The organism is Rhodococcus sp. O3 (genome assembly GCF_048897285.1).
Classification (GTDB): Bacteria; Actinomycetota; Actinomycetes; order Mycobacteriales; family Mycobacteriaceae; genus Rhodococcus.
The window spans coordinates 1-25,306 of the sequence record NZ_JBMBTE010000062.1; the positions used below are offsets into that span (position 1 = coordinate 1).

A 25,306-nucleotide genomic window follows, 5' to 3' on the forward strand; every position below is an offset into this window, starting at 1 on the left:
CCCTTGTGGGGTTCAGCCACCTGTAGGGCAGATTGCAGATGCCGATAGATCGTAGGGCGAGTGACACCGAACTCGGCGGCGATCTGCGCCACGGTGTACCTACGTTTGCCGTCCTCGCCAGTTTCGTCGTACATCGACCGTGCCATCTCTATCTGCCGTGCACCGAGTTTCGGCTTCCGCCCACCGGTGCGGCCGCGGGCGCGAGCCGCCGCGAGACCTTCGGCTGTTCGCTCGGACATCAAGGCATGCTCGAACTCGGCGATCGCGCCGAGGATGGAGAAGAACATCCGGCCGACTGCGGTGGAGGTGTCCACGCCTTGGTCGAGGACGATGAGGTCCACGCCTCGTTCTTGCAGGGTCTTCGACAGGTCGATCAGGTTCGTCAGCGACCGGCCGAGGCGGTCGAGTTTGGTGACCACGATCTGATCGCCGGCGCGCGCCATCAACAGTGCCTTGTCCAGACCCGGACGTTTCGCGAGGACACCCGAGGCGTGGTCGGTGAACACCTCGTCGCAGCCGGCGGCGCGGAGCGCGTCTTCCTGAGCGTGGGGATGCTGGTCTCGAGTCGAGACGCGGGCGAGTCCGATCTTCATGAAATTGAGCGTAATGGAAACGATGGTTTTCGGACACTTTCACACGATTTGAGTCCGACCAGGTCGAAAATGTAAAGAAACTCGTGTCCGAATCTATGTAACGCACAACCCCGTTTGCGTGCCATCGAATTGGAAACAGTTTTCATTACCAGTGAGCGATCCTCAAACAGCACACCCGCAACCCATCCGGCACTCGATCACGTCCTGCGGAATCTGGCCTCCGATCCGTCCTGGATAACCGTCCTGCATGTCGGTCTCGTATAGGCGCCCTAAACCGCACAATCGTCGCCTCAAACGCCTCGGCGTCGCTCACGGCCTCATCTACACCGACAAGGGCTACACCGATGTAACCGGGAACGACCCGGCCTCCCCCGGAGCACTCGCCGCTTGCCACGCCGGCGATGCGCTCGTCGTCGCAAAACTCGACACGTTGGGTCGCTCCGTTCTACTCGGCTATCCAACCTTCCGCAGTTCAGTCTCAAAGCTCCAAATGCGTGAGTCGGATCGGCGTCGGCAGCGGATCTGCCAACCTAGGGTGTATGAGTTTTTCCAGCCTGGGGCGCCTGCAGATCGTTCCGCCCCGGGAGATTTGGCCGCACGAGGCGCTCGACTTCACCCCGTGGCTGTTGCAGAACGTCGACGTGTTGAGCGATCTGCTGGGGATGGATCTGGTACTCGAGGTCGCGGAGCATCCGGTGGGCGATTTCGGTCTGGATCTGAAGGGGTACGACGAGGCCACGGGCGAGGTCGTGATCGTCGAAACCAATTGGCGCCGTCGGATCACACCCACCTGGGTCAGATCATCACCTATGCGGCGGGACCGACCCCACCACGATCGTGTGGGTGACCACCGGGTTCCGATCCGAACATCGTGCGGCCATCGATTGGCTCAATCAGCGCACCGATGAGCACACGCGCGTGTTCGGTGTCGTGATCCAGGTCGTGAGGATCGGTCAATCCCAGCCGGCACCGAACTTCGAGCTGGTGGCGCAACCGAACGACTGGGAAAAGCGGGTAAAGAAGGCATCGGCTTCGGGGACGTCGATGACGAGTCGTCGTTACCGACAGTTCTGGGAGGCCGCATTGGAGCAGATCCGGCTCCGCCACCCCGATTGGACTCGGGCGCGGACCACCGACGCATCCTGGTGCAATACCTCGGTCGGTCTCGGTGGCATGGTGCTGTCGATGGCGTGGGTGAACGGCTCGTTAGTGGCGCAGTTCTACTTCGACTCCCGTGATGCCGACCTGAACCAGGCGCGCTTCGACACGCTTCACGACCGTCGTGGTGATTTCGAGGCGGTGCTCGGTCGAGCGGCGGTGTGGGACCGCATGGAGGGGCGGAAAGGCGCTCGCATCGTGGTGACCTCACCGTTCGGCGACATCGACGACGTGGACCGATGGCCTGACATGATCGACTGGCTCATCGAGCAGCAACTCCGACTCCGGGGAGCGCTCGGCGAGGTCGGTGGCGTCACCGCCCTGCGCGACATCGTGCCGCGCTGAGCGGGGCGGGGTGATCGTCTCGGTGGTAACGCGCGGTGGGGGAGTTGCGGTGTAGTGGCAGTGAAGACTGTGGTGGGTGCGGCCCTGTTCGCAACGGCGATCGCGGTGTCGGCGTGTGGCAGCTCGGAGACCACGACGCCGACCGTGGTCACGACCCCGGCGCCATCATCTACCACCCCCACCTCCACCGCGGTGACGACGACGCCGCCGAGTCCCGTGGTCACGCCGGCGCCGACAAGTAGCACGCCAGTAGCAGCACCCGTGACGTTCGAATGCGGTGATCTGTCGATCTACCAGTCCGGGACTGCCCTGTATTCCGACGGCACCACAGGATACGAACCCTCCTGCGACACCTATGTCCCTGCGGTAACGACCGAACCGCCGGCCAAGATTCTGCGGTACTGCGATTACCCGGGGACCGCTGTCTACACCGATGGCTCTTACTCCACCACCGACCCTGCCTGCGCTGCGATGCGTGCCGAGAACACGAACCCGAACCCGAACCCCGGAGGGGGCTACCCCTACGATCCGGAGGAAGACCGCAACGGTGACGGCGTGGTGAACGGATACGAGCGCTGCGGCGTCCGATGCGGTGATGCCCCCACCAGCGGCGACATCCAAACGCAGCACGGTTGCGAGCAGGGTTACATCACCGGCGCGGTCTGCGAGCCCTACACCGGCTGACAACGCCGGAGTGGTGCCGTGGTCCGGTACTCACTGCGTGCCATGCGTGCACGCATCGCACGCACTGCGCACTCCCCAGGATCGGATGGCCGTCCGGAAGCAGACACCGGGGCCACGCCGCGGCGGATTGAACCGCCTGACGGGCCAGGATGAGCGCAGCGCCGGCCGCCGTCAGGGGAATCGGAGACGGTCGGCACGCCACCGAAATATGTTGGGGGAGAACGATCAGCAGCCTCAAGTTGACATAATCTCCGTTATCAGCAGTTGAACGGGCCCAGTTCAAATAGGCGCAAGTACATGTCTCACCGCTCCTTTCGCGGATCACCGCATGTCAGAAGCACGGTGCATTCAACGGCCCGCCGGCGACGCGACCGTCACCGTTGAGGGCCTCGGGTCGGCGTCGGTCCCGCCGGGGGACTGCGCACGGGGTGTCGGCACTCCTACAGCAAGGCGGTGGTGCCCCTGACCACCAAGGTCGTCGCACCCAGCAGTGCGACGGTGAGAGCGCCGCGGCGCAATGCTTGTTCCGAGGCGTAGCGCACGAGTCGGCGCCCACCCCAGGCGCCGGCCGCGAGCCCGGCAACGGCCATGGCCATGGCCTGATGGACGGCGTCGGCAGGCCTTTGGCCAGCAGTGAGCCGAGGTTGACGCACAGGAACGTCAATTGCAGGGTCGGAACGTAGGAGCGGTTCTCCCACCGGGTCGCTGCGGCGTAGATCGCCACGGGTGGTCCACCGGCTCCGGCCGTGGCATTGAGGAATCCGCAGGCCGCCCCGGCTGCCGGCATCGTCCAGGGCGCCTCGGTCACGACGGGTGCGCCCCGGTGCCGGTGCCGCAGTTGCAGAAGCAGGATGACGGTGACGGTGGTACCGGCGAAGATCTGCAGCAGCGGGGTCGGGAGCCGGCTGGCCAAGAGCGCGCCGGGTACGACGGCGATGACTCCGGCGCCAGCCAGAACCGCGAACTTACGCAGGTCCACCCCTCGCCAGGTCGAGACCAGAACCGTGCTGGTCACGACGAGCGCGAGTGCGTTGGCGAGCAGGACCCCGTCGAACGGGCCGACGACGAGACTGAAGATCGGAGCCGCGGTCAACGCGAAGCCCAGGCCCACGCTGCGCTGGATGGCCATCCCCATCATCGAGGCAGCAGCGATCAGCGCAGCCGCCGCCCACACCCCCACCGTCTCAGTTCCCCACCCTGATAAGTCCCGCGCATCTCTCGGCAGTCACTGCCCTGTTCCGTTCTCCCTGTTAACGACCGCACGGATCGTACGGGGCCGAAAGAGACCCGGATGATGTCGGGTTGCATGTCGCGCGGGGCGGCGCCAATTCGCGATCATCTCCGTTCAGCGGACGCCCACACTTCTGCGTTCTGGTGGTCCGAGCGTGGACTCGATGCGAAAATTCGATGGTTCCCGCATGCAGGACAAGCGGAGGAGTTCGACGTTGGAGGCGGAGCTCCCATCGTCCGGCTGGACGGCCGAACGGCTGTTCGCCGGCACCGGCGACGCCCGCGAGCGGCACCGGAACACCGATTGGTCGGCGACCGCGCTCGGGCCGGTGGAGACCTGGCCCATGGAACTGCGGATGGCCGTGAACACCGTGCTGCCGTCGCAGGTGCCGATGCTGGTGTGGTGGGGGCCGGAACTGATCCAGATCCTCAACGACGCGTTCGTTCCCATCCTCGGCGACAAGTATCCCGCCGCGGTCGGGCAGCGGGCCGCGGACTGCTGGCGGGAGATCTGGCACGCGGTCGGCTCCCTCGCCGAGGAAGCGTGGGCAGGCAGGGCCACCTTCACCGAGAACGAACGGCTGTTCCTGCAGCGCCACGGTTTCGTCGAGGAGTCGTACTGGACGTTCTCCTACAGCCCGATCTTCGACGACACCGGAGCCGTAGCGGGGGTGTTCGTCGCCACCGCCGATACCACCGCCGCGGTGCTCGGTGATCGTCGCCGCGAAGCGATCAGCCGACTCGGGACCGTCGCGACCACAGATGCAGGCCACTCTGTCGCCGACATCTGCGGCAAGGCACTGGCGGCGCTGGCCCCGAGCGGGGCCGACGTTCCCGTCGCCGCGGTCTACCTCCGCCCCGAGGACCCCGAACCTGCCGCACCGCACGCCTGGCGCCGGGTCGCGGACCTCGGCACGATCGGCGACGGGGCCGACCGGCTTCTCGGGCCCGATGCCCAACGTGTCCTCGACGAGGTGGCGGTGAACCGCGAACCGGTCGTCGTCACCGGTGTCGCCGACCGCTCGCCCGGCGGCGTCGACCCCACGCGCCTGCTCGGGGCGCAACCGCTCGACTCGGTGGTGTTGCTACCGCTGACCGTTCCCGGTCGCGCCACCGCGATCGGCGTGCTGGCGGTCGGTTTGAATCCCAACCTGGCGTACGACGACAATTACGCGGCTCTCGTCGCGCTGATCGCCGCGCGAATTTCGGGTTTGCTGCGCGACAGCATCGCCTTCGATGCCGAACGTCGCCGCGTCGACGCGCTCGCCGAAGTCGACAAGGCCAAAACCCGTTTCCTGGAGACGGTCAGTCACGAATTCCGCACCCCGCTGGTACTGCTGCTCGGGCCGCTGCAGAACCTCCTCGACGACGCTACTGCCCTCACCCCCGAGCAGCAGCGATCCCTCGAAATCGCGCAGCGCGCAGTGGGGCGCCTGCAGCGGCTCGTCGACGTTCTGCTGGAAGCGACCCGCGCCGAGCGGTATCAGGTGCGTCCGCGTCTGCAGCCCACCGATGCGGCGGCGCTGACCGCGGCGTGTGCCGAGCTCTACCAGCCGATCGCGCACACCGCCGGCCTGACGCTGGTGACCCGGAACGACGATGCGGCTGCCGAACCGATCGATCTCGACCCGGAGATCTGGTCGCACATCGTGTTCAACCTGCTGTCCAACGCCGTCAAATACACGCTCGAGGGGTCGATCACCGTCGAGTTGCGCGTCGGCGGCGATCGGTTGGTGCTGTCGGTGACGGACACCGGGGTGGGGATACCTCCTGACGAGGCGCCGCGGGTCTTCGAGCGTTTCCACCGCGTGGACGGCACGGCCGGTCGCAGTGGCGGAGGTGTGGGCCTGGGATTGTCGCTGGTGTCGGACTGGGTGAAGGCCCTCGGCGGGACTGCCGCGGTGACGAGCGCGCCCGGCGTCGGAAGCACGTTCACGGTCTCGGTGCCGCGCGTGGTGACCGACGCCAGGCCCGTTGTGGCAGAGGATGTTCCGGCCGCTTTGAGCGAGTCGTATCTTGTCGAGAGTTCGCAGTGGGTGGACGAGTCGACCGACGCCGCTGCGGCGGACACCGCTGATGGCCGGCCCCACATTCTGGTAGTCGACGACAACACGGACCTGCGGCACTACCTGACAAAGCTACTGCGCCGCCAGGATTGGCACGTCGAGGCGGTGGCCGACGTCGGGGCTGCACTGCAGCGCATTCAGGATTCGCCGCCGGACCTCGTTCTCAGTGACGTCATGTTGCCCGGTCCGGACGGGTTGGCGTTGCTGAAGCAGTTGCGCGACGACCCCGCCACGGCCCGGCTGCCGGTCATTCTGCTGACCGCGCGAGCCGGAACGTCGGCGGCGATCGGGGGTCTGCAGGTCGGCGCCGACGACTACATCACGAAGCCGTTCGAGCCCGACGAACTGATCGCCCGGGTGCGGGTCAACCTGGAACTGTCCCGGTTGAGGGAAGAGCTCATCGCGACGAAGGAACGCGAATCCGGTCAGCTGCGTACGGCTTTGGAGACCCGGACCACGCTGGGGGAAGCGGTGGGTCTGATCATGGCGACGTTCCGGTGCGACGCCGATGCTGCGTTCGAGAAGCTCGTGGGCTTCTCACAGCACCGCAACACCAAGCTGCGCGTGATCGCGCAGGAGATCGTCGAGTCCCACATCTCGTCGGTGCAGAAGGGAGACTGAGGGTCTGCCTGATCCCGAACATCTGCGTCGATTTTCTCGGGCTATCTACCTCCTACCAGCAGCCGGACCGACCCAGTGCTCCGGTCCACGCCGTACGAGCCGAAGACGACTCCGCAAGATCTCTGGTCGCTGGCATAGTCGACCTGAGCCCCGTCTTTCGCATCGAGGACGGCGACCTGGTTGTTGATCTCGATGGCCAGTTGACCGCCGTCCGCGGTACAGATGCGCTCTACGCCGTCCAGGCGCCAGGCCTCGGTCATCGTGGACAGTTGGTAGGCGACGAGTTGACAGCCGTTCGGGCAGGGCACCCTGGGTGGGGCGACGTAGAAGCGGTCCGCTTCCTCGTCGAGCTGGAATTCCGCGCCGTACGAGAACGGTCCGCCGAACCGGTCGCTGGCCGGCAGATCCACGGTTTGCGTGACAACACCGGATTCGGAATCGACGAAGTGCGCCTGAGCGACTGCGCCTCCGGTGTACACGACGACATGCCGCATGTCGGGCAGCCACAGCCAATCGTAGGCCGTCCGGGTGGCGTTGAAGAGCAGCGTTCCCGGCACAGCCGACTGTGAGACGTTGACAGGGAAAGACACGAAAACATTGTCGCCGGCCGGGTCTCGGATAGTGATGTCGTCGGGATTGCCCAGGTCGGAAAGTGTCGCGATCCGATTCCCCATAGCGACGGGGAAGTACGAGAGCGGCCGGGATTTGCCATCGCGGGTGTCGACGAGGAATTTCTCGAAGTCGGGGCCGATACCGCTGATCGTGACCCATCTGCCGTCCGCGGTTACGCGGAGCTGGTCCCTGTCGGCGCAGTTGTTGGAATACCCGGGTGCGCTGATCAATCTCGTTTCCCATACGGTTTCGAGATTCTTGGTATCCCTCGCTGTGAGGTATGCCTGCTTGGCTTCGGGCTCGACACCCCGAGCCGGGACGGTATCGAAACGTTGGGTGAGGAGCAGTGATGTTCCGTCCGGCCTGGTCAGAACCAGAACATCGCAGACGTTCACGATCTCGCCCTTCACGAGTTTCGTTGATGCGAGTGGCTTTCCGCTCACGGTGAAGGTCGAGACTTCGTCGACGTCGAAGAATGCTGCGATTACGTGGTTGTCGCCGACAAGGTCAGCATTTTTCGGTAGCTGCCCCGTTACCTCGAACAATTCCGGAACGGGGGGCGGTGCGGACGTCCGCGTGGTGGTCGGCTTCGTCGTCTGCAGCACGTTCGTCGTTTGGGCGGCAGCGCTGGTCGAGGAAACACGTGCGCTCGAATTCTCCGCGCCCGCAGCGCAACCGCTGACCGCGATGGCGCATATGAGTGCAGTGAACATGGTGCGGCGTGCGGAATGGCGACGTTGGTGCATCCACCGGATGCTACGTCGGGCGATCGGCCGTGTCTGTCGGCCGATCGCCCGACATGGAGCCTGTTGCTAGGCGTACAGCTTGTCGATCTCCTCGGCGTACTTCGCGTCGATCGGCTTGCGCTTGAGCTTCATCGTCGGGGTCAGCTCGTCACCGGACGGTTCCCAGATGTTCGGCAGCAGCTTGTACTTCTTGATCTGTTCGACGCGGGCCAGCTTCGAGTTCGCGACCTGCACGGCCTTGTCGACCGCTTCGACGACGACCGGATTCTGCGCGAGCTCCTCGTGTGTTCCCGTCAGACCGTGTTCGGCGGCGAACGCGGCGAGCGCATCCGGGTCGAGTGCGAGCAGCGCGACGTTGTAGGGACGGTCGTTGCCGATCGCGACGGCGCCGCCGAGCATCGGGCAGGCGGCACGCAGAGCGCCCTCGATGTTGGTGGGCGACATGTTCTTACCGGCCGCGTTGACGATCAGTTCCTTCTTGCGGTCGATCAGCTTCACGTAGCCGTCGGCGTCGATCTCGGCGATGTCACCGGTGTGCAGCCAGCCGGCGGCATCGATGGCTTCGGCGGTCTTCTCCGGGTCGTTCCGGTAACCCTTCATCAGCAGCGGGCCGCGGACGAGGAGCTCACCGTCGTCGGCGATCTTGATCTCGACGCCGTCCACGGCCTGCCCGACGGTGCCGATACGGATGGCGTCGGGCCGGTTGAGTGTCACCACGGCCGATGTCTCCGACATGCCCCACACCTCGGAGCACGGGATACCCAGGGCCAGGACGAATTCCAGGACCTCGGGGGAGATCGCGGCGGCACCGGTGACGGCGGCGCGCACCTGGTCGAGGCCGAGCTTCTTGCGGATCGCGGAGAGCACCAGCTTGTCGGCGAGCGCGTGCTGGAGCTCGAGCACCTTGGGTACCGGCTTGCCGTCCGACATCAGGCGCGCACGCTTGCGGCCGACGTCGATCGACCACAACGCGAGCTTCTTCTTCACCGGGCTCGGCTCGTCGGCGAGGGTCTTGTCGATCGCCGCCTTGAGCTTGTACCAGACCTGCGGCACCGCACCGAACATCGTCGGGCGGACCGTCGGCAGGACCGCGATGGCCTGCTTGAGGTCGTCGAGCGTGGTGATCTGCATGCCCGTGTGGATGGACGTGTAGTGCGATCCCCACCGGTTGGCGATGTGCGCGTCCGGCAGATACGACACGATCCGGTCGTCCGGGCCGGGGTTGAGGATCGGGGCGGTCGCCTCGATCTCCGCGATGAGGTTGGCGTGGGTCAGCTCGACGCCCTTCGGCGGACCGGTGGTGCCGGAGGTGTAGATCAGAGTCAGCAGGTTCGACGGCTCCACCGCCTGCCAGGTCGCGTCGAAGTCGAACGACGGATCGGCGGCGGCCTCGAGTTCGTCGAGCGTGATGGTCCCCTCCGGGTGCCCGTCGACGCACACCAGCGTTTCGACGGCGGTGCCGGGAATGGCTTTCTGCAGCACCGGGACGAACTGCTCCTCGCAGATCATCACCTTGTTGCCGGCGTTGCCGAGCACGTAGGTGATCTGTTCGGCGGTGAGGGAGTTGTAGATGGAGAACGCCGCGGCCCCCGCGTGCATGGCGGCGGTGTCGACGAGATGGAACTCGGGCCGGTTGGTCAGCATCAGGCCGACGGTGTCGCCCCGTTTCACGCCGAGCCCGGCGAGACCTGCGGTGAGTGTGCGGACCTTGTCGGCGTAGGCGCGCCAGGTGTAGCTGACGGAGTCGTCCGGAGTGCGCAGGGCAACCCGGTCGGGATACTTCGCGGCGGTCGCCTGGAACGCCTGGCAGAGAGTGGTCGGTGCGGTCGTACGAGTTGTCATCGCTGTTCCCCCAGAAGATTGTGACGAAAAGCATAAAACGGACTGCGCACGCATGTAATCGGATTGTGAGACGCCACTGCGCCGGGCGGCGCGGGCGTGGCTTGCGGCGGCAGATTACCCAGAATGGGCATTGTGGCACAAGTCACACGAATGCGGCAGCGGTACCGCGAGGGGGGAGGACACCCGGCAGCGCGAGTATCCGGAATCAGCGGACCGGCAGGCGACGCCTGCCGGCCGCCGCATCAGGGCCGGTCGAACTGTTCCTCGCGGCCCAGTTTGCGCAGCCGCATCCACTCGCGCAGACCCGCCGGGTCGCGTCGGGTGACCAGGAAATACCAGCCGAACCGCACCCATTCCTGCGGCAGCAGCCTGCGCATGCCCGGCTGCGACAGCAGGTAGCCGCGGTTGCGGTAGGTGAAGAAACGCTTCGTCTCGTTGTCCGGATACTGCGTGTGCATGCGGCCACCGAGGATCGGCTTGAACTCGTCCGCACCGTCCGGATGCAGGTAGGCGGTCTGCAGGCACGTGCCGAAGGGCAGGCCAGACCGCACCAGCCGGCGATGCACCTCGACCTCGTCGCCGCGCACGAACAACCGAAGATCCGGCACGCCCACCGCGTCGATCGCCGCGGCGGTGAACAGGGCGCCGTTGAACAGCGACGCGATGCCGGGCAGCAGATCCTCGTCGCCGAGTTCGCTGCGCCGACGTCGCCACACCACGCCGCGACGCAGCGGGAACGCGAGCCGATCGGGGTCGGCGATGTCGCACACCACCGGCGACACCTCCGCCAGGCCGTGCCGATGCGCGCACGCCAACAGCGTCTCGAGCACCTCGGGGCCGTCGGGGCGGCCGTCGTCGTCGGCGAGCCACACCCGGTCCGCGCCGAGCGCGAGCGCGTGCAGGATGCCGAGGGCGAACCCGCCCGCACCGCCGAGATTGTGCTTGGACCCGATGTAGGTGGTCGGGAGAGGCGCGGATTCGACGAGCAGGCGCACCTCGTTCTCGTCGGCGTTGTCGACGACGATCAGATGGTCGAGCGGCCGGGTCTGCGACGCCAGCACCTTCAGCGAATCGCCGAGCAGTTCGCGACGCTTGTGGGTGACGACGACCCCGATGATCCGTTCCGGGCTGTCAGGCACCGGCGGCACCCGTCGCCGCTGTGCCGTTCGACACGACACCGTCCCGTTCCGCGCGTTCGCGTTCGAGTTCTTCGATGATCGTGCGCACGTGGTCGCCGGCGTCATTGCCCTCGTAGGCGCGTACGACCTCTTCGATGCCGCCCTGCTCGCGGATCTGGCCGTGGTCGATCCACATCGCCTGGTCGCACAGCTGGGCGAGGAATTCGTTCGAGTGGCTCGCGAACACGAGGATGCCGGAGCGCGCGACGAGTTCCTGCAGCCGGACGCGGGCCTTCTTCATGAACTCGGCGTCGACCGCGCCGATGCCCTCGTCGAGCAGCAGGATCTCCGGGTCGATGCTGGTCACCACACCGAGGGCGACGCGCACCCGCATGCCGGTGGAGTAGGTGCGCAGCGGCATCGACAGGTAGTCACCGAGCTCGGTGAACTCCGCGATGTCGTCGACCTTCTGCAGCATCTGCTTGCGGGTCATGCCCAGGAACATGCCGCGGATCAGGATGTTCTCGTACCCGGAGATCTCCGGGTCCATGCCGACACCCAGATCGAAGACCGGGGCCACGCGACCGCGGACGCGTGCGGCACCGCGGGTCGGTTCGTAGATCCCGGACAGCAATCGCAGCAGCGTGGACTTGCCGGCACCGTTGTGTCCGACGAGCCCGACGCGGTCGCCTTCCTTCAGCGACATCGTGATGTCGCGCAGCGCCTCGACCACGACGACGTCCGAGTCGTTGCGGCCGATCGCTCCGCCTGCCTTACCCAGGAACGCCTTCTTCAGCGAGCGGGTCTTGGCGTCGAAGATCGGGAAGTCGACGCACGCATTGCGCGTTTCGATGCTGACCCGGCTCACGATGCTGCTCCAGAGACTGACACGGGTTCCGAGGGTACCGGGCGCGCCCGAGAGCACGCCCGGCCCGGACCCCGAAGGGGACTACAGGTACTGCCCGGTGCCCGGGCTGCCGGGGTTGTGCTGCTGGCGTTCCTCGGGATTGTGGGGGTGTCCGCCCAGCCCGGGCGGCAATGCACCCTGGCGCATCTGCTCGAGCTGCGCCCGCGCCGCCATCTGCTGCGCGAACAAGGCGGTCTGGATGCCGTGGAAGAGCCCCTCGAGCCAGCCGACGAGCTGAGCCTGCGCGATGCGCAGCTCCGCGTCGGACGGCACCGCGTCCTCGCTGAACGGCAATGCCAGCCGCTCGAGTTCCTCCCGCAGCTCGGGAGCGAGGCCCTGCTCGAGTTCGCTGATGGACGACTTGTGGATCTCCTTCAGGCGGGTGCGGCTCGCATCGTCGAGGGGAGCCGCCCGGACCTCCTCGAGCAGTTGCTTGATCATGGTGCCGATCCGCATGACCTTGGCGGGCTGTTCGACCATGTCGGTGAGGGACTCGGCGTCGCTCTCCTCGGTCTTCGCGGCCGTGTCACCGTTGCTGCCGGGCTTGGGGACCGCGACCGGCCGACCGTCGGGACCGATCACAAGGACGGGCTCGTTCTCCGGATGCGTCATACCTCCATCTTGTCTCCTCCGCGGGCGTGGTGTCGCCCCACCCCGGATGAGGTGCGGAATGTCCGCTGTTCCCGGCCGGTCGTCGCGTACCCCACGTCACGTTCGTCCGGGGCGGGGACGTCACTTCATTGACAGCGGGATTTAGAGTGTCACGCATGGCTTACGACGTTGCCCGGATCCGGGGGTTGATTCCCTCGCTCGGCGACGGGTGGACCCATTTCGATCCGCAGGCCGGCATGCAGATACCCGACGCGGTCTCCCGCACGGTGTCCACGGCGTTCCGGAACTCCACCGCGTCCTCGTCGGGCAGGCACATGTCCTCCCGCCGCAGCGGATCGATGCTGCAGGCGGCGCGGGAGGCGATCGCCGATCTCGTCGGCGGTGAGCCCGCCGGCGTGGTGCTCGGTTCCGACCGTGCCGTGCTCCTGGCGTGGCTCGCCGAGGCGCTGAGCTCACGGCTCGGCCTGGGCACCGGGATGGTGCTGTCGCGGCTGGACGACGAGGCGAACATCGCACCCTGGCTGCGGGTCGCCAGCCGGTACGGTGCGCAGGTCCGCTGGGCCGAAGTGGACATCGAAACCTGCGACCTGCCCAGCTGGCAGTTCGAGGAGCTCATCACGTCGACCACCCGGCTGGTCGCGTTGACCGCCGCCTCGTCGATCGTCGGATCGGCCCCGGACGTGCGGGTCGTCGCCGACCGCGTGCACGAGGTCGGGGGCCTGATGGTCGTCGACGCCGCGGGCGCCGCCCCGTACGCGCACATCGACATGGACGATCTGAGCGCGGACATCCTCACCGTCAACGCGTCGGCGTGGGGCGGACCGCAGATCGGTGCGCTGGTCTTCCGTGATCCCTCGCAGCTCGACCGGATTCCGTCGATGTCGCTCGACCCGAACGCCCGCGGCCCGGAGCGGCTCGAGGTCGGCGGCCACCAGTACGCGCTGCTCGCCGGGCTCGTCACATCCGTCGACTTCCTCGCGTCCCTGGACGAGGAAGCGACCGGAACCCGCCGCGAAAAGCTCATCACATCGATCAGTTCGATGCAGGACTACCAGGACCGGTTGTTCGACCGGCTGACCCGGCAGCTCGACAACCTGCCCGGTGTGATGGTGATCGGTCGCGCCGAGAGCCGCGTGCCGACGCTGAGCTTCACGATCCCCGGCCTGCCCGCGGAGAAGGTCGCCGCGCACCTCGCGGACCGGCGCATCGCGACCGTCACCACAGGACGCGGCGCCAGCCGGCTGCTCGATTCACTGGGCGTCGGCGAAGAGGGCGGTGCCGTGAGCATCGGCCTCGCCCCGTACACCACGCGCTACGAGATCGACCAGCTCGTCCGCGAGCTGCGCGCGATGACGGAGTGAGACCGGGCTGCTTCACCGGTTGATCGTGAGCACCACCTTGCCGACGGTGTCGGATGCGTCGAGCATCTCGTGTGCCGCAGCGGCCTCGGTGATCGGCAGTTCGGCGTGCACGACGGCGTGCACCTTGCCCTCGGCGATCAGCGGCCACAGGTTCTCGCGGACCGAGGCGACGATCTCGGCCTTCCCGGACTTCCCGGTGTCGGGGCGCCCGCGCAGACCCGTCGCGAGGACGTGCCCGCGCTTGGCGAGAAGCTGACCGAGGTTCAGTTCACCCTTCGATCCGCCCTGCATGCCGATGACGACGAGCCGTCCGTCGGGTGCGAGCACGTCGATGTTGCGGGGCAGATACTTCGCGCCCATGTTGTCGAGGACGACGTCGGCGCCACCGAAGGTCGCGCGCACCTCCTCGACGAAATCCTGGGTGCGGTAGTCGATCGCCAGATCGGCGCCCAGCTCGCGGCACCGGTCGAGCTTGCCCGCCGACGCGGTGGTCGCGACCTTCGCGCCGAGTGCCTTCGCGACCTGGATGGCGTGGGTGCCGATGCCACCGCCGCCGCCGTGCACGAGGAACACCTCGCCGCGTTCGAGCCCGGCGGCCATGACCACGTTCGACCACACCGTGCACGCGACCTCGGGCAGCGACGCGGCGGCCGCGAGATCCATGCCCTCGGGCACCGGCAACAGCTGCGACGCCGCGACCGCCACCTGTTCGGCGTAGCCGCCGCCGGACAGCAGTGCGCAGACCCGGTCGCCGATGTTCCAGTCCGTCACGCCCTCGCCGAGTTCGGCGATCACACCGGAGCACTCGAGGCCGAGGATGTTGCTGGCCCCGCGCGGCGGTGGATACAGGCCGCGACGCTGCAGCAGGTCGGCACGGTTGACGGCGGTCGCGGCGACGTCGATGAGGACTTCACCCGGACCGGCGACCGGATCGGGCTGCTCGTCCCATCGCAGGACCTCGGGCCCGCCGGGTTCGGTGACAACGATTGCGCGCATGCGTTCGAAACTATCGTGTCGTCGTTCCAGTTCGCCGGAGATGTCGGGTACTGCGTGCATGTGTTGCGGCAAAACAGACCTACCGGTCGGGAAGGTGGGGGTGCTGACTACAATTCCCGCGTGAGCGCCGAACACGACGAGCCGAACTGGTTGACCGCCGAGGAACAGCACGCCTGGCGAACCTATATGGACGGCAACTATCGGCTCATGGATGTTCTCAACCGTGACCTGCAGGAAGCTCACGGTCTCACCCTCGCCGAGTACCGCATCCTGGTCCTGTTGTCGGAAGCCCCGGACGGACGGTTGCGCATGAGCGACCTCGCCGACGGCGTGCTCTCGTCCCGCAGCCGTCTCACCCACCAGATCCGCCGCATGGAGGACGAGGGCCTGGTGTTGCGCTGCGCCTGCGCCGAGGACGGTCGCGGGGTGCTGGCCGCCCTCACCGATGAAGGACGCGCCCGCCTCACCGAGGCCGCACCCACCCATGTCGCGAGCGTCCGCCGCAATCTGATCGACCTGCTCAGCAAGTCTCAGATCAAGACCCTGGCCCAGATATTCACCAAGGTCGCGGCAGCCGTCGGCGACAGGTGATCAGCCTATGGTTAGGATTTGCCACGGAAGCGTGGCAGAGCGGCCGAATGCACTCGCCTTGAAAGCGAGCTTGGGTAACACCAACGGGGGTTCAAATCCCTCCGCTTCCGCCACGAAACCCCTCGCCTGATCGCAGGCGAGGGGTTTCTTGTTGTCCGGCGGGGGTCCGCGTCATCACCCCTCGTCTTTCCGAGCGAGCGGTACATCCGATCGATTGAAGGAGACGGGTGTACCGCTCGCTCGGAAATGAGGGGGCGCCGGCCACCCGGATCGGAAGGGGGCGGGCCGTCAGCCCGGCAGGTTCTCCGGAATCCAGTTCGGGTTCCGCTTCTCCATGAACGCCCGCATCCCTTCCCGGGGTTCGGGTGAGGTCTCGAGCGCGCCGAGCATCGTCTCGTAGTCGAAGAGTCCGTAGCGCTCGTTGAGCATGCGCTTGACCTGGGCGCGTGCGGTGGGGGAGGTCTGCAGGATTTCGCGAGCCGCCTGCAGCGCGGCCTCCCGGAGGTTCTCGTGCGGCACGACGCGGGAGATGACGCCCAGTCGCTGGGCCTCTGCGGCGTCGAAACGACGCGCCGAGAGCATCAGGTCACGCGCGACCGCGACGCCGACGTGCGCGGGCAGCGCGGCCGCGAAGGTCGCGTCGGGGATGCCGCGGAGCAGTTCGGGCACGCGGAAGGTCGCGCGGTCGCTGGCCACCGCGATGTCGGACATCATCGCGACCAGCAGACCGCCCGCCTGGCAGATGCCGTTGACGGCGGAGATGACAGGCGCGCGGCTGTCGCGAATGGTGAGGAACGGCAGGATGTCGTGCCCGATGCCGTCGGGCAGGTTGTCGCCGGGTTCGGCGCGTCCGCCCAGGTCGCCGCCCGGTGCGAAGACGTCGTCGACGCCCGTGATGATGAGCGCGGCGAGGTCCGGATCGGAGTTGACGAGCCGGACCGCTCGTTTGAGCCCGTAATACATCGCCGGGGTGAAGGCGTTGCGCGCCGCCGGCCGATCGATGATGCACCAGCCGATCGCGCCCTCGCGTTCGAAACGCAGGCCGCCGGCTCCCAAATCGTCTCCCATGGCCGCAGCATATCCAATTCTCTCGAAATGAGAACGGGATATCCGACACGGTGCACCCGAGGCCCGTGTAACACCGCGATACGGCGGGTAAGTGCGATTCCGGACCACCCGCCGAACCGATGGACACGGTTCGCCACACCCTCCGAGGTGCTTGACCCCGGCACGCCACGGAGGGTTGGGTGGGCGGACCGGGGGCCGTCGGGGGGACCAGGGGAGATCGATGCACACACGACGTACGTACAAGGGAGCGGTCGCCGCTTTCGTCCTCGCCGTTCTGATGCCGCTGCTGGGTATGACACCCGCATCGGCCGATCCGTCGTCACCAGCCCGGCTGGACCACGTCGAGCACCTCACCGACCGTCGATCCGCCCTGTTCGTGTACTCCCCGTCGATGAACCGCATCGTTCAGGTTCAGGTGCTGCATCCGTCGGGGCGGGGACCGCGGCCGACGCTGTACCTGCTCGACGGCGTCAGCGCCGGTTCCGAATCGGACTACCGGGAAAGCACCTGGACGCAGAAGACGGACATCGTCGATTTCTTCGCCGACAAGAACGTCAACGTCGTTCTGCCCGTCGGCGGCACCGCCAGCTACTACACGGACTGGCGCAACCCGGATCCGGTGCTCGGCACCAACCGGTGGGAAACCTTTCTGACGCAGGAACTTCCACCGATCGTCGACGCCGAGTTCTCCGGTAACGGTGTCGATGCGATCGGTGGATTGTCGATGGGCGCGACGGGCGCGATGTCCCTGATCACCCGCCATCCCGACCGGTACGAGGGCGTTGCGGCACTCAGTGGCTGCCTGGACATCTCGCGTGATTCGGCCCGGGACTCGGTGCGCGGCACCGTCGCCTACAAGGGCGGGAACCCCGACAACATGTGGGGCGCACCCGGCGACCCCGCGTGGAAGGAACACGACCCGTACACGAACGCGGAAGCGTTGCGCGGCAAGGACATCTACATCAGCACCGGCAACGGCCTGCTCGGCCCCTACGACCTGGGCGCGGACAGCGACGTGCTGACCGTCGGCGCCCCACTCGAAGCCGGCGCGTTCACCTGCACGATCACCTTCGACCGACGGCTGCGGGAACTGCGCATTCCCGCGACCGTCGAGTATCGGCCGTGGGGCACCCACACGTGGCCGTACTGGCAGGACGACCTGCGGTCGGCGTGGCCGACGCTGGCTCGCGCGCTCGGGCTCAGCGAACGCTGATGCGATCGGTCGGCGGCGGCGAGACCGGACCGTGCGCCGACAGATACTCGTTCAGCGCGTCGAGGTCGGCGCCCGCACCGGTCGTGCGGCGACCCTCGGTGAACGCGGTGAAGCCGTCGCCGCCCGCGGCCAGGAAGTCGTTGACGACGACGACGTATGTCGCGGCGGGGTCCAGCGGCTGTCCCGCGACCGCCACGTCCTGGATCCGCTGACCCGGCTCGGCCGCCCGGTCGATGGTGTAGCGCAGCGTGTGCGACGGCGAGAGGATCCGCTCGAACGGCCGCCCGAACACATCGGTCTGGAACTGCTGCTCGAGGAGGGCGACGAGCTGCGCGCCGGTGACCTCGAGCTGCAACAGGCGGTTCCCGAACGGTTGTACCGCGTAGGTTTCACCGAAGGTGACGATGCCGTCGTCGGCGTGGGTCAGATCCGCGCGCATGCCGTCCGGGTTGGTCAGCGCGATCTGCGCGCCCGTCGATTCCGCCGCGGCGAGCTGCGCGTCGGCGATGACGTTGCCGAGGGTCGATTCGCCGCCGACGGTCTTCTCGCGGGTGAGGTCGGCGGTGATGGTCCCGACTGACTGCCCGGCGACCGATGCGGACTGGTCGACGGCGCGGTCGACGAATTCCTTGGTCCGCGGGTCGGGGGCGATGTCGTGGGTGACAACCTGGTTGAACGAGACGGTGCGGTCGCGGATCACGTCGCGACTCTCGCGGTCGATGGTCAGATCGGCGACCGAGAGGATGCGTCCGTGGGAGGCGCCCTGCACCACCGTGCGCGGCTTGCCGAGGGGGTCGAGGAAGCTGCAGTTGAAGTGGTTCTCGCCGTCGGAGGTGACGATGACGTCGATCTTCGGTGAGACCCGGGTGGCGACGGCCGCGGCCGGACCGGATTCCGGATCGCACATGTCGTGGCCGGAAGGAACCGGCAGATCGCCCTTGTAGAGCAGCACGATCGACCGGACACCCAGCGCATCGAGGATGTCGGCCGTGCGGTCGGCGGCCTCGACCTCGTCCCCGAACTGCAGGCCCTCGATGGACTCGGCGCTGATCACGTCCGGGGTGTTGCTGGGAAGCACCCCGATGACACCGACCGGCACACCGTCGATGTAGTCGACGCTGAACGGCAGCGCCGCGGGTGAACCGTCCGCCGTGAACAGATTCGCGCCGAGCAGCGGGAACTGCGCGCCCTCGAACGGGGAAACGTATCGGCATCCCTCGGAGTGACAGCCGCCGTCGCGCAGACGCTGCACCTCCGCGACGCCGTGGTCGAACTCGTGGTTGCCCAGGGCCAAGGCGTTCACGCCAAGTGCGTTGAGCAGTTCGACGGTCGGCTCCTCGTGGAACATCGCCGATTCGAGCGGGGACGAACCCCACGTATCACCCACCGAATACAGCACCGAGTTCTCGGCCTGGCCGCGCAGCTGCCGGACGTACGCGGCGAGATAGGCGGCACCCCCGGCCGGCACGGACTCACCGTCGGACCGGACGACCTTGCTGCGGGAACCCTGCGGCGGCAGGAGGTTGCCGTGCAGGTCACCGAACGCGATCAGGCGCAGCGGAACGACCTCGGGGGGCCGGGCGACCGCCGGGCCCAGGCCGGTCGCCGCCCACAGGACCGCCGTCGCCAAGGCCAAGGACACCCCCCGACGACGCGATACGCGACCACCCATCCACATCCTCCGCGTCCGCCGTCGTGCTTGGTGAGTGTGTCAACGCCGGATCACACCCCTGGCACCTGCAGGTAACGGTTAGGTCTCGTTCGGGCGGAGGCGGGGCTATTCGAGACCTGCGATTGCGCGACCCGGGCCGGTCGCGAACGCGAGGAATGCGTCGTTCTCGTGCGGATCGCCGACCGTCACCCGGGCCCCATCGGTGCCGTAGTGCCGGATCAGGACGCCCGCCTCGGCACTGGCCTCGGAGAACGCCGGCGAACGCTCGCCGAGGGGCAACCACAGGAAGTTCGCGGCACTCGGCGGCACCGGGTAGCCGGCCGCGGTCAGTGCGTCGAACATCCGGGTGCGTTCGGCGACGACCTGCTCGGTCCGGTCGAGGAGTTCCCTCGCCGCGGCGAGCGACGCGATCGCCGCGCTCTGGGCCAGCGAATTCACCGCGAACGGCGTGTGCACCTTGCCGAGCGCCGTGATGATCTCGGGATCGGCGACGGCGTATCCGACGCGCAACCCCGCAAGCCCGTACGCCTTCGAGAACGTCCGCAGCACCACGACGTTGGGGCGGCCCTCCGCGAGGGTGAGCCCGTCGGGCAAATCCTCGCCGGGGGCGGGACGCACGTACTCGAAGTACGCCTCGTCCAACGCCACCAGGACGTGCGACGGCACCTCGTCCAGGAACTTGACGAGCTCGTCGCGGCTCAGCAGCGAACCCGTCGGATTGTTCGGATTGCAGATGAAGATCAGGCGGGTGCGGTCGGTGATCGCGGCGAGCATCGCCGGCAGGTCGTGCCCGTGCTCGGCGGTGTTCGGCACCGGCACCGCCGTCGCGCCCGCCACCGCCGCGACCACCGGGTACGCCTCGAACGACCGCCACGAGTAGACGACCTCGTCGCCGGCATTGCACGTGATCTGCACGAGTTCCTGGCACAGGCTCACCGACCCGCATCCGACGGCGATGCGCTCGGGACCGACGCCGAGCCGCGCGGACAGCGCGCCGATCAGCGCCGCCGCCGAGTTGTCCGGATACCGATTGAGCGTCGTCGTCGCCTCGGCGATGGCCTCCCGCACGCTCGGCAGAGGGCCGGCGGTCGTCTCGTTGCTGGCCAGCTTGATAGCCCCCGGAAAACTCCGTCCGGGCACGTAGGCGGGGATAGCGGCAAGGTCGGGACGAGTACGTGGAGTCACCACGCGATTATGCGCTCGGCGATCCCGTGCACACACGCGGTGGTCGTGCGATCGTTGACGGTATGCAGGTCATCAGCACCGTTTCGGCTTCGCTGCCGGGGGACGCGGGGCAGGTCCCGCTGACGGTGATCCGGCCGGACGGGACGGCGCGCGGCGCGATCGTGCTGCTGCACGAGTCGCGGGTCTTCTCGCCGGCATTGCTGCAGTTCATGGACGCGTTGGCCGGAGAACGCTGGCTCGTCGTCGCACCGCACCTGTTCCACCGCGAGCCGGCGCACTCCGCAGTGGAGGTGTTCGGCGACGCCCTGTTCGCCGACGTCGATGCCGCCTTCGAGTGGATCGGGGGCCGGGGTGTGTCCACCGACATGATCGGACTGATCGGGTTCGACGATGCCGGTGTCGCCGCGCTCGTCGTGGCCACCCAACGCCGGGTCGGTGCGGTGGTGAGTGTCGCCGCGGGCGGCATCACGACGCCGGTGCACCCGGACGCGCCGGCCCTGTTGTCGATCGTCGGGTCGCTGCAGGCGCCGTGGCTCGGGCTGTACGGGGAGGACGACCCGGGTACGCCGCCCGCCGACGTCGAACGGCTGCAGGACGCCGCGGCGGGTGCGGACGCGCCGACGCTCGTGGTCGGCTATCCGGGGCTGGCGCATCGCCCGGACGAGCCTCCGGTCGAGCACGCGACGGTCGATCCAGAAACGGATCCGCAGGAGGCGGCGATCGTCGACGCGCGACGCAGGATCTTCGACTGGTTCGACGCGCACATGCGCTGACCAGGCGTTTTGCATTTACTGGCGAAGCATGTGTAATGTTTCGGTCCGGCGGTTCGAGAGAATCGAAACCCCCCGAGGAGGCGTGCCAGAGCGGCCGAATGGGACTCACTGCTAATGAGTTGTCCCCCTTACAGGGGACCGGAGGTTCAAATCCTCTCGCCTCCGCCACGTTGGTGTATGGTTCACCGGCGGAACAACTGAATACGGATATGCGCCCGTAGCTCAACGGATAGAGCATCTGACTACGGATCAGAAGGTTAGGGGTTCGAATCCCTTCGGGCGCACAGCGAAAACCCCGCATCGATCTCGATGCGGGGTTTTCTGGTTCTACGGCAGCCACGATCTACGGCAGTTTCGCCACGATCTCCTCGGCGAACCGTTCGATCGGTTCCCGGTAGCGTTCGGCCGGGTGCTTCAGGGCCGAGTGGTCGCCGGCGTGGGTGCGGTCCCAGTTCGCCCACGGCGAGATCATCACCCCGGTGATGCCGAGTTCGGCGGCGCGTTCGTAGAGGTCCGGGGTGGGTTCGCCGCGCACGGTCGCGATGATCTCGAAGGGCTCGTTTTCTCGTCCGTATTCACGTCGGTATCCGTTGAGTCGGCCGATCACGCGTTCGGCTTCCTCGAGGGTGTAGGCGGTGCCCACCCACCCGTCGCACAGGCGGGCGGCGCGTTTCAGCGCTGCGTTGGATTCTCCCCCGCACAGCACGGGCACCGGTTGCGGCGGATGCGGCTCGATCATCATCTCGGGGATGTCGTAGAACTCGCCCTGCCACGACACCCATCCGCCCTGCCACAGGGCTCGCAGTGCGTCGACCATCTCGTCGAGGCGGCGACCGCGATTGTCGAAGTCCTGGCCGAGCAGTTCGAACTCGTCGCGCATCCAGCCGGCGGACAGTCCGATGGACACCCGGCCGCGCGCGATCGCCGCGGCGGTCGCGACCTGCTTGGCGACCTCGAGCAGCGGTCGCGACGGTGCGATGTAGACGTTGTTGCCGAAATGCAGGTTCGTGGTGACCGCTGCCATCGCTCCGATGAGCACCCAGGCGTCGGGCCATTCGGTTTCCGGCGGCCAGAAGAGCTTGCCGTCGGGTGTCGCCGGATAGGGCGTCTTCATGTTCTTCGGGTAGACGAGGTGATCGGAGACGAGAATCCCGTGGTAGCCGTTGGTGTCGAGCATCTGCGCCACCGCCGGCATCTCGGATGTGTTCATGAACGCGGTCCCGCACCAGAACTTCACGCCGTTCCTCCTTGTGGGTCGTGTGCGGCCGCGAGCAGGGCCGACCGCGCGAGATCGATGTTTCCGTATTGGAGAATGCTATTCCGGCGGTCGGGAGTGGAGTACGTCGATTTGCGGGCGCAACCTTGTGTGAGCGCGTCTTCTCCGGGCAATCCGGTCCGGAGGGCGATCGAAAGGATCTGTTGACGTGGGGCACAAATCCTCGGTAGATTCCGCCTGAGCTTGTTAAGTTAATGGTGATTCTCACCGCTCGTCGTCTATGACGAGCACCCCAGAACCGGGAGCATCGATGGATCTTTCGTGGTCAGAGGCCGATTCGGCCTTCCGGGACGAGGTACGGGCATTTCTCGAAGAGAAGCTGACGCCCGAGATACGCCGCGCCGGTAAGTCGGCGACGAGCGTGTATCCGGACCACGAGGCCAGCATGGAATGGCAGCGCATCCTGCACGAGCGGGGATGGGCAGCACCGGCTTGGCCCGTGGAGTACGGAGGCTGCGACTGGAGCCTCACCCAGCACTACATCTTCAGCAGGGAGTCGATCCTCGCCGGAGCGCCGTCGCTCTCGCCGATGGGCATCCGGATGGTCGCGCACGCGATCATCGCGTTCGGCACCCAGGAGCAGAAGGACTACTTCCTGCCCGGCATCCTCACCGGCGAGGTCTTCTTCTGCCAGGGCTACTCGGAGCCCGAGGCAGGCTCCGACCTGGCGTCGCTGTCGATGGCGGCCGTCGAGGACGGCGACGACCTGGTCGTCACCGGCAGCAAGATCTGGACGACGCATGCCACCGAGGCGAACTGGATGTTCGCGCTGGTGCGCACGTCGCGGACCGGCCGCAAGCAGCAGGGCATCACGTTCCTGCTGATCGACATGAACTCGCCCGGCATCGAGATCCGCCCGCTGGTGATGACCTCGGGTGAGCAGGTGCAGAACCAGGTGTTCTTCGACGGTGTCCGGGTGCCCAAGGCCAACGTCCTCGGCAAGATCGACGAGGGCTGGACGGTCGCGAAGTACCTGCTGATCTTCGAACGCGGCGGCGGCGCCGCGGCCCCGGCGCTTCAGGTGATGGCCGAGCGGCTCGCCGAGGTCGCGTCCGAGCAGCCCGGCCCCGACGGCGGCGCGCTGATCGACGACCCGGTGTTCGCGGCGAAGCTCGCCGACGCGCGCATCCGCACCGAGGTTCTCGAGATCCTCGAATACCGGACGATGTCCACGATGTCCTCGGGCGGCGACCCCGGACCGGCGGCATCGATGCTCAAGGTGCTCTCCACCGAACTCAGTCAGACGCTCACGGAGCTGACGCTGGAAGCGGCCGGCCCGCGTGGCCGCGTGTACCAGCCGCACCGGACGAAGCCCGGCGGTCCGATCGCGGACTTCGTTCCTCCCGCCGACGACTACCTCAGCGGCGAAGAATGGCAGGCGGTTGCGCCGCTGCGCTACTTCAACGATCGCGCCGGCTCGATCTACGCGGGCAGCAACGAAATTCAGCGAAACATTCTGGCGAAAGCAGCATTGGGGCTCTGATGGACTTCAGTCTGACCAAAGAACAGGAACTGCTCCGCGACTCGATCGCCAAGTTCCTCGCGTCGCGCTACGACCTCGCCGAGAGCCGTAAGGCGGCGACGATCGGTGCCGGCCACCAGCCGCACATCTGGAGGGGCTTCGCCGAGGAACTCGGCATCCTCGGTGCCACCGTGCCGGAGAAGTTCGGTGGTCTCGACGGCGGTCCCGTCGAGCTGATGATCGTCGCCGAACAGCTCGGCTACGCCCTCGTCGTCGAGCCGTACGTCGACACGGTCGTCCTCGGTGCCGGGCTGCTCGCCCGGGCCGGTGGTGCCCGCGCCGAGGCGGTGCTCGAGGACATCGTCGCGGGGGAGGCCGTCGTCGCGTTCGCCGCGACCGAGCCGACCTCCGGGAACGTGCTCCACGACGTGACCACCACGGCCCGCCGCGACGGCGACTCGTGGGTGCTCGACGGTGAGAAGATCGTCGTCGGCAGCGCCCCGTGGGCGCAGAAGCTGCTCGTGACCGCCCGGACCTCGGGGGAGCGCCGCGACACCGACGGGGTGTCGCTGTTCCTCGTCGACTTCGACGCTGAGAATCCGCCCGAGGGTGTCGAGGTCCACAGCTACCGGACCATCGACGACCGCCGCGCCGCCGACCTGGTGTTCACCGGCCTGCGGTTGCCCGCCGACGCGCTGCTCGGCGCCGAAGGCGAGGCGTGGGATTCGGTCGAGCAGGCTCTCGACGAGGCGACCGCCGCGGTCTGCGCCGAAGGCGTGGGGCTCATGCGGAAGGTGCTTGCGGACACGGTCGAGTACGCGAAGCAGCGGCAGCAGTTCGGCCAGCCGATCGGGTCGTTCCAGGTGCTGCAGCACCGCATGGTCGACATGTACATCGAGCTCGAGCAGTCCATCTCGGCGGTCTACCTGGCGATTCTCAACCTCGAGTCGGAGCGCGCGGTGCGGGCGCGCGCGGTCTCGGCGGCCAAGGTCACCGTGAGCCGGGCGGCGCGGTTCATCGGGCAGAACGCGGTCCAGCTCCACGGCGGCATGGGCATGACGGAGGAGCTGGCGGTCGGGCACTACTTCAAGCGCCTGACGGCCCTGGAACACGAGTTCGGCACCGCCGATCAGCATCGCGCCCGGTACGCCGCGCTGACCAAGCGATGAAGGTCA

General features: G+C 67.2%; 22 protein-coding genes and 3 tRNA genes. 13 read left to right on the plus strand and 12 right to left on the minus strand.

Annotated features, from left to right (window positions below):
• A partial coding sequence (locus ACN675_RS17620; RefSeq protein WP_420752067.1) for a recombinase family protein occupies nt 1–593 on the minus strand: 593 nt, incomplete at its 3' end.
• Nucleotides 594–1,087: 494 nt separating this feature from the next.
• Here ACN675_RS17620 and ACN675_RS17625 point away from each other — a divergent pair.
• The 3 genes from ACN675_RS17625 to ACN675_RS17635 are packed head-to-tail and all read left to right on the plus strand — an operon-like array spanning nt 1,088 to nt 2,780.
• Nucleotides 1,088–1,501 (plus strand): hypothetical protein, encoded by a 414-nt coding sequence (locus ACN675_RS17625; RefSeq protein WP_420752068.1) that lies wholly within the window; start codon nt 1,088–1,090, stop codon nt 1,499–1,501.
• On the plus strand, nt 1,437–2,096 hold the full coding sequence (locus ACN675_RS17630) for a DUF4268 domain-containing protein (protein WP_420752069.1): 660 nt from the start codon (nt 1,437–1,439) through the stop codon (nt 2,094–2,096). Before ACN675_RS17625 ends, ACN675_RS17630 begins: the two co-directional genes overlap by 65 nt.
• Nucleotides 2,097–2,150: 54 nt before the next feature.
• A complete protein-coding gene (locus ACN675_RS17635) occupies nt 2,151–2,780 on the plus strand; it encodes a hypothetical protein (protein ID WP_420752070.1) in 630 nt (209 codons plus the stop codon).
• Between the two features lie 331 nt (nt 2,781–3,111).
• On the opposite strand, the gene ACN675_RS17640 is transcribed toward ACN675_RS17635, so the two are convergent.
• Nucleotides 3,112–3,960, minus strand: a complete 849-nt coding sequence (locus tag ACN675_RS17640) for a sulfite exporter TauE/SafE family protein (protein ID WP_420752071.1) — start codon at nt 3,958–3,960, stop codon at nt 3,112–3,114.
• Nucleotides 3,961–4,225: 265 nt separating this feature from the next.
• Here ACN675_RS17640 and ACN675_RS17645 point away from each other — a divergent pair, with 265 nt between their 5' ends.
• The gene (locus ACN675_RS17645; protein ID WP_420752072.1) at nt 4,226–6,697 is read left to right on the plus strand and encodes a response regulator; all 2,472 of its coding nucleotides are present in this window, start codon (nt 4,226–4,228) and stop codon (nt 6,695–6,697) included.
• Nucleotides 6,698–6,738: 41 nt separating this feature from the next.
• Here ACN675_RS17645 and ACN675_RS17650 read toward each other — a convergent pair whose 3' ends face one another.
• From ACN675_RS17650 to ACN675_RS17670, 5 genes are all read right to left on the minus strand, one after another.
• Nucleotides 6,739–8,055 carry a hypothetical protein gene (locus tag ACN675_RS17650; RefSeq protein WP_420752073.1) on the minus strand — a complete coding sequence of 439 codons (1,317 nt, stop codon included), beginning with the start codon at nt 8,053–8,055 and terminating at the stop codon, nt 6,739–6,741.
• A 66-nt stretch (nt 8,056–8,121) separates the two neighbouring features.
• Nucleotides 8,122–9,897: an AMP-dependent synthetase/ligase gene (locus ACN675_RS17655; protein ID WP_420752074.1), complete on the minus strand. Its 1,776-nt coding sequence runs from the start codon at nt 9,895–9,897 to the stop codon at nt 8,122–8,124.
• A gap of 242 nt (nt 9,898–10,139) precedes the next feature.
• A complete protein-coding gene (locus tag ACN675_RS17660) occupies nt 10,140–11,036 on the minus strand; it encodes a glycosyltransferase (protein WP_197251802.1) in 897 nt (298 codons plus the stop codon).
• On the minus strand, nt 11,029–11,886 hold the full coding sequence (locus tag ACN675_RS17665) for an ABC transporter ATP-binding protein (protein ID WP_420752093.1): 858 nt from the start codon (nt 11,884–11,886) through the stop codon (nt 11,029–11,031). The genes ACN675_RS17660 and ACN675_RS17665 overlap by 8 nt, the downstream gene beginning before the upstream one ends.
• Nucleotides 11,887–11,964: 78 nt before the next feature.
• Nucleotides 11,965–12,534: a bacterial proteasome activator family protein gene (locus ACN675_RS17670; protein WP_420752075.1), complete on the minus strand. Its 570-nt coding sequence runs from the start codon at nt 12,532–12,534 to the stop codon at nt 11,965–11,967.
• 155 nt (nt 12,535–12,689) lie between these two features.
• Here ACN675_RS17670 and ACN675_RS17675 point away from each other — a divergent pair, with 155 nt between their 5' ends.
• The gene (locus tag ACN675_RS17675) at nt 12,690–13,895 is read left to right on the plus strand and encodes a cysteine desulfurase-like protein (protein WP_420752076.1); all 1,206 of its coding nucleotides are present in this window, start codon (nt 12,690–12,692) and stop codon (nt 13,893–13,895) included.
• A 12-nt stretch (nt 13,896–13,907) separates the two neighbouring features.
• Here ACN675_RS17675 and ACN675_RS17680 read toward each other — a convergent pair whose 3' ends face one another.
• The gene (locus ACN675_RS17680) at nt 13,908–14,891 is read right to left on the minus strand and encodes an NAD(P)H-quinone oxidoreductase (RefSeq protein ID WP_420752077.1); all 984 of its coding nucleotides are present in this window, start codon (nt 14,889–14,891) and stop codon (nt 13,908–13,910) included.
• A 186-nt stretch (nt 14,892–15,077) separates the two neighbouring features.
• Between ACN675_RS17680 and ACN675_RS17685 the strand changes: the two genes are divergently transcribed.
• Both ACN675_RS17685 and ACN675_RS17690 read left to right on the plus strand, forming a co-directional pair.
• Entirely contained in the window at nt 15,078–15,482 is a 405-nt protein-coding gene (locus ACN675_RS17685) for a MarR family winged helix-turn-helix transcriptional regulator (protein WP_420752094.1), read from the plus strand.
• Between the two features lie 25 nt (nt 15,483–15,507).
• Nucleotides 15,508–15,595, plus strand: a tRNA-Ser gene (locus ACN675_RS17690).
• 175 nt (nt 15,596–15,770) lie between these two features.
• Here the strand turns inward: ACN675_RS17690 and ACN675_RS17695 are convergent.
• A complete protein-coding gene (locus ACN675_RS17695) occupies nt 15,771–16,550 on the minus strand; it encodes an enoyl-CoA hydratase/isomerase family protein (RefSeq protein WP_420752078.1) in 780 nt (259 codons plus the stop codon).
• Between the two features lie 220 nt (nt 16,551–16,770).
• Between ACN675_RS17695 and ACN675_RS17700 the strand changes: the two genes are divergently transcribed.
• Nucleotides 16,771–17,763 carry an alpha/beta hydrolase gene (locus ACN675_RS17700; RefSeq protein WP_420752079.1) on the plus strand — a complete coding sequence of 331 codons (993 nt, stop codon included), beginning with the start codon at nt 16,771–16,773 and terminating at the stop codon, nt 17,761–17,763.
• On the opposite strand, the gene ACN675_RS17705 is transcribed toward ACN675_RS17700, so the two are convergent.
• Nucleotides 17,750–19,435: a bifunctional metallophosphatase/5'-nucleotidase gene (locus ACN675_RS17705; RefSeq protein WP_420752080.1), complete on the minus strand. Its 1,686-nt coding sequence runs from the start codon at nt 19,433–19,435 to the stop codon at nt 17,750–17,752. The genes ACN675_RS17700 and ACN675_RS17705 overlap by 14 nt on opposite strands.
• A gap of 105 nt (nt 19,436–19,540) precedes the next feature.
• Nucleotides 19,541–20,620, minus strand: coding sequence for a histidinol-phosphate transaminase (gene hisC, locus ACN675_RS17710; RefSeq protein ID WP_420752081.1), 1,080 nt, complete (start codon nt 20,618–20,620; stop codon nt 19,541–19,543).
• Nucleotides 20,621–20,682: 62 nt separating this feature from the next.
• Here hisC and ACN675_RS17715 point away from each other — a divergent pair, with 62 nt between their 5' ends.
• The 3 genes from ACN675_RS17715 to ACN675_RS17725 all read left to right on the plus strand — a co-directional run bounded on the left by ACN675_RS17715 (nt 20,683) and on the right by ACN675_RS17725 (nt 21,677).
• Nucleotides 20,683–21,393: a dienelactone hydrolase family protein gene (locus ACN675_RS17715; protein ID WP_420752082.1), complete on the plus strand. Its 711-nt coding sequence runs from the start codon at nt 20,683–20,685 to the stop codon at nt 21,391–21,393.
• Nucleotides 21,394–21,469: 76 nt separating this feature from the next.
• A tRNA-Ser gene (locus ACN675_RS17720) sits at nt 21,470–21,561 on the plus strand.
• Between the two features lie 43 nt (nt 21,562–21,604).
• Nucleotides 21,605–21,677, plus strand: a tRNA-Arg gene (locus ACN675_RS17725).
• Between the two features lie 59 nt (nt 21,678–21,736).
• On the opposite strand, the gene ACN675_RS17730 is transcribed toward ACN675_RS17725, so the two are convergent.
• Complete coding sequence (locus ACN675_RS17730; RefSeq protein WP_420752083.1) at nt 21,737–22,630, minus strand: TIGR03619 family F420-dependent LLM class oxidoreductase; 894 nt, start codon at nt 22,628–22,630, stop codon at nt 21,737–21,739.
• Nucleotides 22,631–22,919: 289 nt separating this feature from the next.
• On the opposite strand from ACN675_RS17730, the gene ACN675_RS17735 reads away from it, so the two are divergent.
• Together ACN675_RS17735 and ACN675_RS17740 are read left to right on the plus strand one after the other, a co-directional pair.
• A complete protein-coding gene (locus ACN675_RS17735) occupies nt 22,920–24,152 on the plus strand; it encodes an acyl-CoA dehydrogenase family protein (RefSeq protein ID WP_420752084.1) in 1,233 nt (410 codons plus the stop codon).
• Nucleotides 24,152–25,300 (plus strand): acyl-CoA dehydrogenase family protein, encoded by a 1,149-nt coding sequence (locus ACN675_RS17740; protein ID WP_420752085.1) that lies wholly within the window; start codon nt 24,152–24,154, stop codon nt 25,298–25,300. Before ACN675_RS17735 ends, ACN675_RS17740 begins: the two co-directional genes overlap by 1 nt.
• Nucleotides 25,301–25,306: the final 6 nt, after the last annotated feature.

Coding starts and splice junctions, on each gene's coding strand:
- ACN675_RS17650 (WP_420752073.1), bottom strand. CDS start 8,055: ATGCACCAACGTCGCCATTCCGCACGCCGCACCATGTTCACTGCACTC.
- ACN675_RS17670 (WP_420752075.1), bottom strand. CDS start 12,534: ATGACGCATCCGGAGAACGAGCCCGTCCTTGTGATCGGTCCCGACGGT.
- ACN675_RS17705 (WP_420752080.1), bottom strand. CDS start 19,435: ATGGGTGGTCGCGTATCGCGTCGTCGGGGGGTGTCCTTGGCCTTGGCG.
- ACN675_RS17700 (WP_420752079.1), top strand. CDS start 16,771: ATGCACACACGACGTACGTACAAGGGAGCGGTCGCCGCTTTCGTCCTC.
- ACN675_RS17740 (WP_420752085.1), top strand. CDS start 24,152: ATGGACTTCAGTCTGACCAAAGAACAGGAACTGCTCCGCGACTCGATC.
- ACN675_RS17655 (WP_420752074.1), bottom strand. CDS start 9,897: ATGACAACTCGTACGACCGCACCGACCACTCTCTGCCAGGCGTTCCAG.
- ACN675_RS17715 (WP_420752082.1), top strand. CDS start 20,683: ATGCAGGTCATCAGCACCGTTTCGGCTTCGCTGCCGGGGGACGCGGGG.
- ACN675_RS17685 (WP_420752094.1), top strand. CDS start 15,078: ATGGACGGCAACTATCGGCTCATGGATGTTCTCAACCGTGACCTGCAG.
- ACN675_RS17675 (WP_420752076.1), top strand. CDS start 12,690: ATGGCTTACGACGTTGCCCGGATCCGGGGGTTGATTCCCTCGCTCGGC.
- ACN675_RS17695 (WP_420752078.1), bottom strand. CDS start 16,550: ATGGGAGACGATTTGGGAGCCGGCGGCCTGCGTTTCGAACGCGAGGGC.
- ACN675_RS17680 (WP_420752077.1), bottom strand. CDS start 14,891: ATGCGCGCAATCGTTGTCACCGAACCCGGCGGGCCCGAGGTCCTGCGA.
- ACN675_RS17735 (WP_420752084.1), top strand. CDS start 22,920: ATGGATCTTTCGTGGTCAGAGGCCGATTCGGCCTTCCGGGACGAGGTA.